Source organism: Ruminococcus sp. OM06-36AC (assembly GCF_003438725.1).
Taxonomy (GTDB): Bacteria; Bacillota; Clostridia; order Oscillospirales; family Ruminococcaceae; genus Ruminococcus_C; species Ruminococcus_C callidus.
Window position 1 is genome coordinate 88148 of sequence record NZ_QSTT01000001.1, and the last position, 13598, is coordinate 101745.

Sequence of the window (13598 nt, forward strand, 5' to 3'; positions counted from 1 at the left end):
GTTTATGCAGCATCTGCTGCTGTGGTTATGATCGTGGTCGTTGTCATTTCTTCCGCCGCAATGTCTGCTGTTGCCGACTGCATGGCTTTTTCCGCCGCTTCTTCGGTGGTTTCGTCGGAATCCACATCATCTGCATAGTCTGTTTCTAGCGGACTCTGATACATGTACGCGGTAATCGTCATGGTAAAATTATACCAATCCTGAAATTTATCCGCATTTGCCGCATCACCGTTTGCCGCAGCCTGTTCCTGTGCTGCCGGCTTTTCCACACTGTTGAAAGAATACGCAGTAACGCCCAGAAACGACACCCGATTGACAAAGTCCAACATTTGTTTCATGTTCTGATAGGTGCCTTCCATCGTATAGGTAAAGTCGCAGCAGTATTCACCGGTGGCGGTATATGCAGCACCGCTGCCGTCACCTGTGCTGCCGTCCGAAGCATCTGTTCCGGAGGCAGAACTGTCTGTGGTACCGGCTACCTCATCCGGCGAAGCAGTCACCAGATTGCCCTCACCGTCAATATAATACTGCATGGTCTGCCCGATGTTCAAGCCATCGACAGTGACACCCGCTTCATTCATCACAAAGGTAAGAAAACGGTCGATCCGTTCCGCATCGCTCAGCGGAAACAGCTTCTTGGTTTCCTCGCCATTTTTCTCTTTCCAATCCTTTAGTGAGGCAATATTCTGGTCATAACTCTGACTTTGCAGCAACAGGTCGGAATACTGCTGGTTCAGAACCACCAGCTGTTCCTTTGCTGCCGAGACTTTCGTCATCAGCGGACGAATCAGAAGCTGCACAAACAGTACAACGACCAATACGACACCCAGCACAGAAAGCAGAACTGCCTGCTTTCGGGTAATTTCCGTTGTCATTGTACCACCTCCGTTGTTGTTTCCACAGGATTGCCGTCGGCATCAGTTGCAGTAGTTTCCACCGACTTGAATACGGCGTTCACTGTATAAGTATACACGCTGTCCGAAAGCGAATAGCCGTCATAGGTGATCGAGGAGAACAAGTCCAGCCGTGTCAGGTTCGTCACAAATGTGGAAACATACTGGCTGTTCGTCGAACTTGCCGCAATGGAAAGGGTGCTGCCGTCATAGGAAAGTCCGGTGATCTCTGCCACCTGAATTTCTCCTCTGCCGGGGCTGACCGTTTTCTCACAGCCAACCAGCTTCTGCACCAGATCTTCGGAAAAGTTGTCGCAGATCTCCTGTGTCCCGTCAATGGTAGCCCGCACCTCAGTATAAACATCACCGGCAGTCCGCAGTGTGCTGATGTCATTCGCCACAGCGTTGGCGTTGTTGATCTTTTCCATCAATGCGGTATCGTTTGCCTTGGTTTCCATTTCTGAAACCAGATTCTCTTGGGTGTGGACGTAGATCCGTGCACCGGCATAACTGCCGCCCAGCAGCAGCACTGCCACTGTCCCCAGTATGCCGAAAAGGGCACCTTTTTTCATGGTGTTCTTTTTCGGTGCCACGACAAGAGGATACAGGTTAATATCCTTTTTGGGTAGTTTTGCCATTTTGGATTCCTCCTGTCCGATTTAGTCCGAATAACGTATCATACTGCCCAGCAGCACCGTGTACTCGCTGGGATTCATCTCCAGCGGAACAGTCAGTTCCGTAGGGAGAAACTCCGGAAATGTCCGCACATTTACACCGAAATTTTCCGCGAAGTGCGGGAAGATCTGCACAGCATCTTCCGGAAAGCCGCTCAGGTAAACGTCCGTAATATCAGAGCCGGTCTGTTCCGACTTGTTGAACTGGATAATGCTGTTGATATTCTGCCCCACTTCCCGTTCGAAGCCCTCATCGGTAGGGTCTGCCAGAATCCGGCTGCGGCGGGTCATGACGAAGTTGTCATTGGAAAACAGACACTGCATCAGCATATTCTTATCCAGAATGAACACGGCATAGGTTTTTCCTTGTAAAGATTTCAGCCGCTTCATCATTTTGATCAGACAGTTCTGCACCAGATCAATGACTTCCAGTTCGATCTTCGCCTCTTTGAACAGGCTGATATAGCTGGTGATGAACTCCTTGGTGGAAACCACCGCCAGAATACTACAGGAGCCGTCCGGATTTTTCGGGGTCACCACGGAATAATCCACCAGCATATTCTGAATTCCCTCAATATCCCGCAGTTCCCCGCGAATAAAACCGGGCACATTTTTCGGAGCGATCTGCGGAACTTTCAGAGGCTTTACAGTAATGGAACTGCCGTTTACCACCAGCGTCACGCCCTTTGCGGGCAGGTTGTACTTCTGCCACATTTCCGTCAGGGTATTCTGGAGAGAGTAGTTGTTCATGATAATGCCGTTCAGGATACAGCCTTCTTCCAGCGGTTCTTCATAGCAGTTTACCACCTGCAATTTATTTTTCACACAGCTGCCCATCAGCACCTGTATCTTGCTGTTGGTAATATACACGTGTGCAGAAACATCTTTTTTCTTCACGGAAATTCACCTCTTTTTCTCTTAGAACCGGTTCAGGAATCGTCCTGCGGTCTGTGCGAGCCACGAGAAGACCGCACCGGTGTTTTCGTCGATATTGCCGTACATGGAGTACATGGGAACGAGAACGGAAACCATAACGCCGGCAACGACAACACCCAGAATGACGATCATCAGCGGTTCGATAATGGACATCATGGACTTGATCGCGGCACTGGATTCATATTCGTAGTCGTCCGCGGTGGAAAGCAGCATTGCGTCCAGCTTACCGGTTTCTTCGCCGACTTTAATGGTATCGCCCAGCTTGCTGTCGAAGCCGTCCATTGCCATAATGGATTCCGACAGGGCGTTGCCCACGCGGATGCTCTTGATACAGTCGTCAAACTGGGAACGGAGATAGCTGTTGTTCACGGTGTCCCGCGAGATTTGCAGGGCGTTCAAAATGGAAAGTCCGCTGGTATACAGCGAAGCCAGCGTTCTGGAAAAGCTTGCCGTATAGACGATACGCACCAGATTGCCGATTTTTGGCAGGTGCACGATCATGCGGTCGATCACCAGACGGGAAGCCGGCGTTCGCATCAGCATGACAAAGACAACCACAATTGCCGCCACCACGCCGATCGCCACATACCAATAATGGGTAAGGAAATCGCTCATGCCCATGAGGATCCGTGTCATCAGCGGCAGTTCCATATCGGTGAACATATCGCCGAACATGGGGAGAATAAACGTAAACATTACAATAATGACCAGCACCAGCAGAATGACCAGCACCAGCGGATACGCCAGAGCACCCTTGACCTGCGATTTGATACGCTGCTGTTTCTGGAAATGCTCGCCCATGTTGATAAACGTATCCCCGATCTTACCGCTTGCCTCGCCGGCACGCACCATACTGATGAGCAGTTCGGGGAACACCTTGCCCTGATCTGCCATTGCATCGGACAACGCCTTGCCGTGTTTCAGGTCGGTGGTGATGTCAGAGAAGCATTTTCTCGCGAACTTGGAAATGCTGGCACGATTGGAAATAATATTGAACGACTGGATCACCGAAACGCCCGCGTCCAGCAGGCTGCCCAGCTGACGGCAAAAGTCCGTCAGTTCCTTGGCTTTCAGCTTGGAGCCGAACGAAGTCTTGCTGGTCTGGGTGTAGTCCAGCAAGAACAGATCTTTCTTTTTCAGTTCGTTCAGCAGTGCCTCCGGATCGGAAGCAGCAAGCGTCCCACGCACCATTTTTCCGCTCATGGCTGTGGCACGATATTTGTAATTTGGCACTGTATTCACCTCTTTTTGGTGTGGTTTTTTGCCTTCCTTGAAAAGAAAAGGGGAAAACGTCGCAGACGGTGGAGGGATTTCACTGAAATCTTTTCCTTTTGTTTCAGATTTCACGAGATAATCCCTCAGTCAGCCTACGGCTGCCAGCTCCCTTTTCAAGGGAGCCTTTTCTACACCTTGAATTCTGCCTCCCTTGAAAAGGGAGGGGGACCGCCGCAGGCGGTGGAGGGATTTCACTGAAATCTTTCCCTTTTGTTTCAGATTCCACAAGATAATCCCTCAGTCAGCCTACGGCTGCCTTTTCAAGGGAGCCTTTTCTGCACCTTGAATTCTGCCTCCCTTGAAAAGGGAGGGGGACCGTCGCAGACGGTGGAGGGATTCTACCAAAATCTTTCCCTTTTGTTTCAGATTCCACGAAATAATCCCTCAGTCAGCCTACGGCTGCCAGCTCAGCACAAGGCACGCCCTACGGGTGCCTTTTCAAGGGAGCCTTTTCTGCACCTTGAATTCTGCCTCCCTTGAAAAGGGAGGGGGACCGTCGCAGACGGTGGAGGGATTCTACTGAAATCTTTCCCTTTTGTTTCAGATTCCACGAGATAATCCCTCAGTCAGCCTATGGGTGCCTTTTCAAGGGAGCCTTTTTACTTTCTTCAACGATACACAGGATATTCGCCGATTCGTTCCTTTATTTTTTCTTCGATATACCGGCACGAATCATCAAAGTGTCTGTCAATCTCATCATTTGAAAATCGGATAACTTCCAGCCCGTACTGCTCCAGCACTTCCGTTCGAACGCTGTCATATTCCTCACCCTCCACGGTATAATGTTGAGAGCCGTCCAATTCGATTATCAGTTTTGCCTTACTGCAATAGAAATCAACAATGTACTGGTCTATCACGCGTTGCCGAAGCCATGTAGGAGAACTTTTTCTCAAATAGTCATACCACAAATGTCGTTCCTGTTTTGTCATGTTTTTTCGAAGCATTCGAGCAGTATCGCACAATTTTTTATTGTAGCCAGTAAAATGATAATCTTTTTCCATAACAAATCCTTTAAGCAACTTGCAACTGCCTCCCTTGAAAAGGGTGACTCCCCACGGGGTGGGGAGATGCCCGCAGGGCAGAGGGGACCGCTCAGTACGAGGGGGACCGTCGCAGACGGTGGAGGGATTCTACCAAAATCTTTTCCTTTTGTTTCAGATTTCACGAGATAATCCCTCAGTCAGCCTGCGGCTGCCAGCTCCCTTTTCAAGGGAGCCTTTTTTACCTTATAGTCCACCTCCACACAATCTCTTCACAAATGTGAAAAAACCACGACAGAATGACAAAACCGCCGGAAACCAAACAAAGCACCCAGCACCCAATGTGCTGAATGCTTTGTTATTGTCTTAGTTACTTAATTAGATACTTAAGAAACGTCTAGATTACGAATATGTGCCAACATTATTGCTCATTGTATATGTAGATGTTGTATTATTACGAGTATAAGTCAAAGCTACAACGCGTCCATCCGTATCAACGGTAACACTTGTCACTGTTCCAGACGGAACTTCTGCTAAAAATTCAATCGCAGTATTATATGTGCCTGTCGTAATCGCAGTACCTTTTGCAATATCAGAAAACTTAATAGCCACGCTATTCACTTCATATTCACCGTTTCCAGCAGCATATGCACCAGAAGCAATTGTCTGTGCTGCCTGAACAGCAGACTGGCACTCACTACGCACACTCTGTTCCTTTGTCTTCTTAATATAACCAGTCAAAGACGGAATCAGTGCAGCGGCCAGAATTGCCATGATGACCAGAACGACGATCAGTTCGACGAGGGAGAAGCCCTTGCGGTTCTTTTTCTTCTTCATTGCAGTGTTGAATACGTTCATTGGGGTTTTCATATTGGTTTCCACCTTTCAAATTTGATTTAGTAAAATAAAATAACCTTGTTCCCGAAATCCCCGCTTTCGCGTCTAGCCGGCATCGCGTCCGGAGTTTCAGGAGAATCAAACGAGAGTTCTTATCAACGTTCCCTCTCGTTGTTTGCAAGTTTATTATAGCACAATCTGGCGGTGTTGTCAATATCATTTGTGCATATTCTGCATTTGGAACAACAAACAAGCATATTTTTTGTACACATCTACAATGCACCGGAAAAGTGGCAGAATTGCGTGGCTTTTCGATTCCATTTTTTAGTCGATTTTGTACGATTCCGATAATGCAGCTCTGATTTTGATAAAATCGTGTCGAATTTCACATAAAACTATTTTGATTCTGGAGATTTCTCAAATGCAGTCGATTTTCCGCTTCAAAATGCAAACGAAAAATTACTCCCAACTTTTCCGCGAATTTGATACATTTTCTCTAAAAATCGTGTAACGCGTTACATTTTGCGGGAGTTGAGGGGAGAATGTTGCGGGAATTTTTTAATAGGCACCTTTTTCTGCCTCCCTTGAAAAGAAAAGGGGGACCGCCGCAGGCGGTGGAGGGATTTTCACTGAAATCTTTTCCTTTTGCTTCAGATTTCACGAGATAATCCCTCAGTCAGCCTACGGGTGCCTTTTTCTGCTTCCCTTGAATTTGCCTCCCTTGAAAAGGGAGGGGGACCGCCGCAGGCGGTGGAGGGATTTTCACTGAAATCTTTTTATTTTGTTTCAGATTTCACGAGATAATCCCTCAGTCAGCCTGCGGGTGCCTTTTTCTGCTTCCCTTGAATTTGCCTCCCTTGAAAAGGGAGGGGGACCGCCACAGGCGGTGGAGGGATTTTCACTGAAATCTTTTTCTTTTGTTTCAGATTTCACGAGATAATCCCTCAGTCAGCCTACGGCTGCCAGCTCCCTTTTCAAGGGAGCCTTTTTTCTACACCTTTTCTGCCGTTCTCCCAGCAAACGCATCACCCATTCGCCCCACGCACTGCCAGGAACACCATAAATCCCGCCAGCACGACTACAGCCAGCACCAGCACCGGCGAGAACATCGCGGTGCGGCTTCGGGTCGCCTGCTTCTGGGTGGGATACGGCAGGGGCTGGCGGCGTTCGTACAGCAGCCAGAACAACACGCCCATGATCGAAAACGCCAGTGCCGCCATACCAAACGGCAGGATTCCCACATTGACGACTTTCTCCGGCAGCTTCTCCTGTAGCAGCGACAGCACCATGCTGTTGGTATTCACTGCCATGTGCACCAGTATGGACGGCAGCAGAGAGTTATGCCGTGCCACGATCTTCCCCAGAAACAGCCCCATGACGAAGCCCAGAATAAACTGCTGGAAATTGCCGTGCATCAGCCCGAACAGCAGGGCACTGGTGACGATTCCGAAGCGGACGCTGACCGCCGACAGGCTTTTCATCAGGAAGCCGCGGAACAGCAGTTCCTCTGTCACCGGAGCCAGCACACAGGTGTACAGCAACGCCAGCAGCATGGACTGGGTGCTTTGGAAATAGTCGAAAGATGCTTCCGGCAGTTCCAGATGCAGCAGCTTTGTCACCGCGTACAGCACCACGGAAAGCTGCTGCAATGCGAAGCCGATGCAGATGTACTGAAAGGCTTTCCAGCCGGAAAAATCCGTCGTCCGGAACAGTCCGCCCAGCGGCTGACGGATACGGCGGCAGCCCAGCCATGCCACCAGCGTGTTCATTCCCCCGAAGATCAGGCAGTGCAGCGCCATGTAGATGCCCGATGATTCCATGGTGTGAATTGCTCCGGACTGGTCGCCGTTGAAGTAGGAAGCCGCCGTGCCGTCCATGCACAACAGCAGCACCATGATCGTCAGCGGGAACAACAGCTGGCTGCCCATACAGCCCAGCAACGCCCCTGCTCCGGCGGTGTTCATCTGGCGGCGAATGCGGGAACGCTCCTCCCGTTCCGGAAACAGCGGGATATGAAAGTCCGGCAACAGGATCTGCGGCAGAAAACGCCGGTAATCCGTCCGGTATGCGGCGTTTTCCAATGCATTTTCAAAAGGATTCTGCGGGTCGATCTGCCCCGCAGTTTCCTCGGTATAGGGTTCGTTTGTCATGGGTTGACCTCCTTCGCGTTAAGGAAAGCTGTCACGCAGCTTTTCCTGAATATACAACAGTATACCATATTTTTCGGGAATTGTACAGAGGGGCTTTCACAGTATTCACGAAAATCAATTTTCAAAAATATGTTGATTTAAATTGTGCCAAATTATGAAGTTTGACAAGTGAGGCTCCCCTGAAAGGGGGGCTGGCAGTGCGTAGCACTGACTGAGGGGTTTCCACTTATACCGAAAACGTCATAAAAAGATTTTACGAAAAAACCTCTCCACCGCCTAACGGCGGTCCCCCTCCCCTTTCAGGGGAGGCTATCATGAAAATTGATTTCCGTGCACCGTATTCGAAAAAACGGCATACAAAAAGCGGACAGGTCGCCCCGTCCGCTTCGTTTCTTGATGCATCATTTTGCTGATGCGTTTATTCATAGTCGAATACGTCGATCCAACGCATGAGGAAGTCCTTTTCCTCCGGCTTGTGCTTCACCAGCTGCGATGCTGCCACAATCGGCATCCACTGGGAAACGTACTGTCTTGCCACGTCGTTCATGTCGCAGAACATTTTCAGGTACAGCTCTGCCCAGTCGTCCTTCCCCTCCAGCTTGAACAGCAGGAATGTTCTGGCAGCGTCAGCACTGCCATTGCCCTGTGTGGCGTGGGACCAGTCGATAACGTGCAGTCTGCCGTCCTTGTCCACGATCACGTTGCTGGGGTGAAAATCCCCGTGGCAAACCTTGATGTGGTCGTGCATGGCATTCAGGCGGGTATGCAGGTCATAGCGGGTGGTCGCGTCCAGTCCAGACTGGCTGATCTTCCGGTTCATCTTGTCTTTCAGCTTCGTCAGCAGCGGCGACCGCTTGCTCTGGATCTCCTTTTGCAGCAGCACGAACTGTTCCATATAGTTGTGCATCTTGTCGGGGTGCTGTTCCATCATGGACTGGAGGGTTTCCCCTTCCACGAATTCCGTCACGATCGCCCACTTGCCGTCTGCCTTCCGCACTTCCAGCAGCTTCGGGATCCGCAGACCGGTTTCTTCTACTCTTGCCTGATTCAGTGCTTCATTCAGAATGTCGGACTTCAGATAGCCGTGTCCGAACACCTTTACGCGGGTATCGCCTTCCCGATAGCTGGTTTTCTCCAGCCCTTCCAATAACGGTTCCATCATTGATACGCTCCTTTCACAGTGGAATTATGCTTCAGCAGCTTCTGCCGGCACTTCGCCGTAGAACGCCTTGAGATACATTGCCTTGATCTCCGAGATCAGCGGATAACGGGGATTTGCTCCGGTGCACTGGTCATCGAATGCCTGTTCGCACATGTCGTCCAGTGTCGCGAGGAATGCTTCTTCGGTCACGCCGTAGTCGCGAATGGTTTTTTTGATGCCCACCCTTGCTTTCAGTTCCTCAATCTTCACAAGGAAGTTTTCGAATACTTCTTCGTCCGTGCTGCCGTTCACGCCCACGAATCTTGCACACTCGCAATAGCGGGGCAGAGCGTTCGGGTACGGATACTGGGAGAAAGTGCCCATTTTCTGGGGAGCATCTGCAATGTTATACCGCATAATATCGGTGATCAGCAGAGCATTTGCCACGCCATGAGGCAGGTGGTGGAATGCACCCAGCTTATGTGCCATAGAGTGGCACACACCCAGAAAGGCATTGGCAAACGCCATACCTGCCATGGTGGAAGCATTCGCCATCTTTTCCCGTGCCACCGGTGCATGTTCGCCGTTTTCGTAGCACTCCGGTAGATAGGTGAAGATGTTCTTCAGTGCTTTCAGTGCCAGACCGTCGGTAAAATCGGTTGCCATTACCGAGGCATATGCTTCCAGTGCGTGTACCATGGCATCGATACCGGAAGCCGCAGTCAGGCCACGGGGCTGGGACATCATCAGGTCAGTGTCAATGATCGCCATGTTCGGCAGCAGCTGATAGTCTGCCAGCGGATACTTGGCACCGGTCGCCTCATCGGTAATCACCGCAAACGGTGTCACTTCCGAACCAGTACCGGAGGAAGTCGGCACTGCAATGAAATATGCCTTTTCGCCCATTTCAGGGAACTCATAGGTTCTCTTGCGAATGTCGAGAAACCGCATTGCCATGTCTGCAAAGTCTGCATCGGGATGTTCATACAGCACCCACATGATCTTTGCTGCGTCCATTGCGGAGCCGCCGCCCAGTGCAATGATCACGTCCGGCTGGAACGACCGCATCAGTTCCGCACCCTCCTTGGCACACGCCAGTGTGGGATCGGACTGTACATCAGAGAATACCTGATACGGAATGCCCATTTTCTGCAGCGGTTCCGTAATGCAGCTCATCTTGCCGCTTTTGAACAGGAATTCATCTGTTACCAGAAATGCACGCTTCCGGTGCAGGACTTCTTCGATCTCACGCAGAGCCACCGGCAGGCAGCCTTTTTTGAAGTACACCTTTTGCGGTGTGCGGAACCACAGCATATTTTCTCTCCTCTCAGCGACAGTTTTGATATTCAGCAGGTGCTTGACACCGACATTTTCCGAAACCGAGTTGCCGCCCCAAGAGCCGCAGCCCAGCGTCAGGGACGGTGCAAGGTTAAAGTTGTACAAGTCGCCGATACCGCCGTGAGAGGACGGGGTATTGATCACGATACGGCACGCTTTCATACGTGCTGCAAACTGGTCAATCTTTTCTCTGTGGTTGACTTCGTCCACATAGAGCGAAGCCGTATGACCGTAGCCGCCGTCCCTGATCAGCTGGTCGGCATATGCTACAGCCTGTTCAAAATTCTCCGAGCGATACATTGCCAGCACCGGAGAGAGTTTTTCATGTGCAAATTCTTCGCTGATGTCCACCGAGGTCACTTCCCCGATCAGCACCCGCGTTTCCTGCGGGATCGTCACGCCGGCGAGTCCGGCAATGGCAGCCGCCCGCTGTCCTACGATCTTGCTGTTCAGTGCTCCGTTGATGAGAATGGTCTTTCTTACCTTTTCAGTTTCCTCCGGTGTGAGGAAATAGCAGCCACGCTTCTGGAATTCTTTCCGGACAGTGTCATAGATGCCGGTATCCACGATGACCGACTGCTCCGAAGCACAGATCATGCCGTTGTCGAATGTCTTTGAGTGTACGATCGAGTTGACTGCTTTCTGAATATCCGCAGAAGCGTCAATGACTGCCGGTGTGTTGCCGGCACCAACGCCCAGTGCCGGTTTTCCGCTGGAATACGCCGCACGAACCATGCCCGGACCACCGGTAGCCAGAATAATATCTGCCTCCTGCATCAGGGTATTGGTCATTTCCAAAGACGGCACATCGATCCAGCCGATGATGTTTTCCGGTGCACCAGCCTTAACTGCTGCGTCCAGTACGATCTTTGCCGCAGCGATCGTGCTCTTTTTTGCACGGGGGTGGGGCGAAATGATGATCGCATTTCTGGTTTTCAAGCAGATCAGCGACTTAAAAATCGCGGTAGAGGTGGGGTTGGTGGTAGGAATGACCGCAGCCACTACCCCGATCGGTTCTGCGATCCGCATGGTGCCATAAGCGGGATCCTGTTCGATAATGCCACAGGTTTTGGTGTGCTTATAGGCGTTGTAGATATACTCGGCGGCATAGTTGTTCTTGATCACCTTGTCTTCTACCACACCCATACCGGTTTCTTCCACAGCCATTTTTGCCAGCGGCAGTCTGGCATGATTGGCTGCCAGAGCCGCTGCCTGGAAGATCCGGTCTACCTGTTCCTGCGAGAACGTTGCAAACTGTTCCTGTGCACGACGCACTTCCTCCAGCTTGCGTTCCAACGCCGGAACGCCATCCACTAACGGTCGATTGTTTTCTGTTTGATTCATTCAAATACTCCTTTTTTGGGAAACGCCGAAACAGTCCGGTGCTCCTCAGGGTAGAAGAATCCCCCGAGGCGGCTGTTTGCATCCAAAGATACGAAACAAGTCCTGAGGCAATACCGTACAAAGTCGCCAGACGCTCTTTGTGCGGTATTGCCCTGAGATTTCCAAAGCGTGAGAGATTTGTGGAAAGTACAGCAGCATTTCTTATGCGGACTGTACCGGTCGGTTCCATTGAATCATGGACGGTTTTTCTTCTGTGACAATGATGTCCATAGATCCCCATCTGTGACACCTTTGTCACTGCTATTATAGCATATTTCCCGTCCTCTCGTCAAGCCACAGATTGTTCACCGATTTCCGCCCGCAGCCGTCCCCTGTTCCCGACAGGTATCGCATGGAAAACATGCTATACTCTTGAAAGAGGTGATGAACAGTGCCCACGATCTATCTGGACGTTCTGCTGCTGCAGAGCCTCTATGTCAACTATTTTTTGCTGCGTGCTGCGGCAAAACTGACGCATACGCCTTTGCACTGGATACGGTGCGGACTGGCAGCGGCGGGGAGCAGCCTGTTTTCCCTGTTGATCCTGCTGCCGCCCTTGCCGGCATGGTTTCAGCTGGTGTGTAAGCTTCTGGCAGCTGCTCTGTCCGTGACAATGGCGTTCGGTCTGCATCGGGAGAGTTTCTTCCGCCAGTGGAGCTGCTTTTTTCTCTGCAACTTTCTGCTGGCGGGGGCGATTCTCGGCATCGGCAGTCTGACACAAAAGGGCTTTGCCACATGGGGGAACAGCTGCTGTTATCTGGATTTTTCCCTGTTTCAGCTGATTCTATTCACTGCCGCGGCATATTCTCTGCTGCATCTCTGCACCCTGCTCCGCGGCAGGAAACGCCACACCGACAGCCGGTTTCAGGTCTTTCTGCGGCTGGGCGAACGCCGCTTGATGCTGGACGGACTTGCCGACACCGGAAACAACCTCACCGACACCTTTTCCGGTACGCCGGTCATTGTGTGCAGTGCTGCCGCACTGGAGCCGCTGCTTGCCGGCACACCGGTGGAACAGCTTCGCGGCTACCGGCTGGTGCCCTGTACCACAGTGACCGCAGAGGGACTGGTTCCCCTGTTCCGACCGGACGAGGTCTGTATCCGCAACCTCTCCACGGAGAAAAGCCGCAGCGTACACGCCATGGTCGGCATTGCCGGCACGCAGCCAAGTGCCATTTTTCACCCTATGCTCATGGAATGAAAGGAGATTTTTTCTATGACCATCGATTTTCCGAAGTTCCGGAAACTGCTCTGCCATTTGCGGGAACTGCTGTCCGGTCCCTGCCGCATCGACTACATCAACGGCTCTGACACCTTTCCCCCGCCGCTGTCCAAGGAGGAGGAACAGGAAGTGTTCGCCCAGCTGCATGCCGGCAGCACCGAAGCCCGCGAAACGCTGATCGTGCACAATCTCCGCCTGGTGGTATACATCGCCAAAAAGTTCGAATCCTCCGGTCTGGGACTGGAGGATCTGATCTCCATTGGCACGATCGGGCTCATCAAGGCGGTGGAAACATTTTGCCCCGAAAAAAAGATCAAGCTTGCGACATACGCCTCCCGCTGCATTGAAAATGAGATCCTCATGGTGCTGCGGAAAAACGCCCAGCTGCGGGGAGAGATCTCCATTGACGAGCCGCTTTCCGCGGACTGGGACGGCAACGAACTGCTGCTGTCAGATATTCTGGGAACGGACGAGGACGTGGTCAGCCGCGACATTGAAAACGAAGCCGAACGGGAGATGCTTCTCGCAGCGGTTTCAGAACTGGGACCGCGGGAACAGGAGATCATGCAGATGCGGTTCGGGCTCTGCGGCGGCAAGGGACGCACTCAGAAAGAGGTCGCCGAAGCCATTGGCATTTCCCAGTCCTACATCTCCCGACTGGAAAAGAAGATCATTCGCAAGCTCCGAAAAAAACTGGAGGAGGCAGACCAGCCCCTCACCCACACCGCCAGCAAATAACAAGAGCCGCAGGGCATTTCGCTCTGCGGCT

General features: G+C 51.5%; 11 protein-coding genes. 2 read left to right on the top strand and 9 right to left on the bottom strand.

Annotated features, from left to right (window positions below; translation table 11 throughout):
* Positions 1 to 2: 2 nt before the first annotated feature.
* The 9 genes from DXB92_RS00435 to adhE form a co-directional block, all read right to left on the bottom strand.
* The gene (locus DXB92_RS00435; RefSeq protein WP_117731705.1) at positions 3 to 875 is read right to left on the bottom strand and encodes a hypothetical protein; all 873 of its coding nucleotides are present in this window, start codon (positions 873 to 875) and stop codon (positions 3 to 5) included.
* Positions 872 to 1531, bottom strand: coding sequence for a hypothetical protein (locus tag DXB92_RS00440; protein WP_117731707.1), 660 nt, complete (start codon positions 1529 to 1531; stop codon positions 872 to 874). The genes DXB92_RS00435 and DXB92_RS00440 overlap by 4 nt, the downstream gene beginning before the upstream one ends.
* Before the next feature lie 21 nt (positions 1532 to 1552).
* Complete coding sequence (gene pilM / locus DXB92_RS00445; protein ID WP_117731709.1) at positions 1553 to 2464, bottom strand: pilus assembly protein PilM; 912 nt, start codon at positions 2462 to 2464, stop codon at positions 1553 to 1555.
* A gap of 21 nt (positions 2465 to 2485) precedes the next feature.
* Positions 2486 to 3736: a type II secretion system F family protein gene (locus DXB92_RS00450; RefSeq protein ID WP_117731711.1), complete on the bottom strand. Its 1251-nt coding sequence runs from the start codon at positions 3734 to 3736 to the stop codon at positions 2486 to 2488.
* 650 nt (positions 3737 to 4386) lie between these two features.
* Positions 4387 to 4779, bottom strand: a complete 393-nt coding sequence (locus DXB92_RS00455; RefSeq protein WP_117731713.1) for a DUF559 domain-containing protein — start codon at positions 4777 to 4779, stop codon at positions 4387 to 4389.
* Between the two features lie 381 nt (positions 4780 to 5160).
* Positions 5161 to 5628, bottom strand: a complete 468-nt coding sequence (locus DXB92_RS00460; RefSeq protein ID WP_117731715.1) for a type II secretion system protein — start codon at positions 5626 to 5628, stop codon at positions 5161 to 5163.
* A 992-nt stretch (positions 5629 to 6620) separates the two neighbouring features.
* Positions 6621 to 7745 carry a type II CAAX endopeptidase family protein gene (locus tag DXB92_RS00465; protein WP_117731717.1) on the bottom strand — a complete coding sequence of 375 codons (1125 nt, stop codon included), beginning with the start codon at positions 7743 to 7745 and terminating at the stop codon, positions 6621 to 6623.
* A gap of 418 nt (positions 7746 to 8163) precedes the next feature.
* A complete protein-coding gene (locus tag DXB92_RS00470; protein WP_021680963.1) occupies positions 8164 to 8907 on the bottom strand; it encodes an aminoglycoside phosphotransferase family protein in 744 nt (247 codons plus the stop codon).
* A gap of 24 nt (positions 8908 to 8931) precedes the next feature.
* On the bottom strand, positions 8932 to 11568 hold the full coding sequence (adhE, locus tag DXB92_RS00475; protein WP_021680962.1) for a bifunctional acetaldehyde-CoA/alcohol dehydrogenase: 2637 nt from the start codon (positions 11566 to 11568) through the stop codon (positions 8932 to 8934).
* 430 nt (positions 11569 to 11998) lie between these two features.
* Here adhE and DXB92_RS00480 point away from each other — a divergent pair, with 430 nt between their 5' ends.
* Positions 11999 to 12808: a sigma-E processing peptidase SpoIIGA gene (locus tag DXB92_RS00480; protein ID WP_117731719.1), complete on the top strand. Its 810-nt coding sequence runs from the start codon at positions 11999 to 12001 to the stop codon at positions 12806 to 12808.
* 15 nt (positions 12809 to 12823) lie between these two features.
* On the top strand, positions 12824 to 13567 hold the full coding sequence (gene sigE / locus DXB92_RS00485) for an RNA polymerase sporulation sigma factor SigE (RefSeq protein ID WP_117731721.1): 744 nt from the start codon (positions 12824 to 12826) through the stop codon (positions 13565 to 13567).
* Positions 13568 to 13598: the final 31 nt, after the last annotated feature.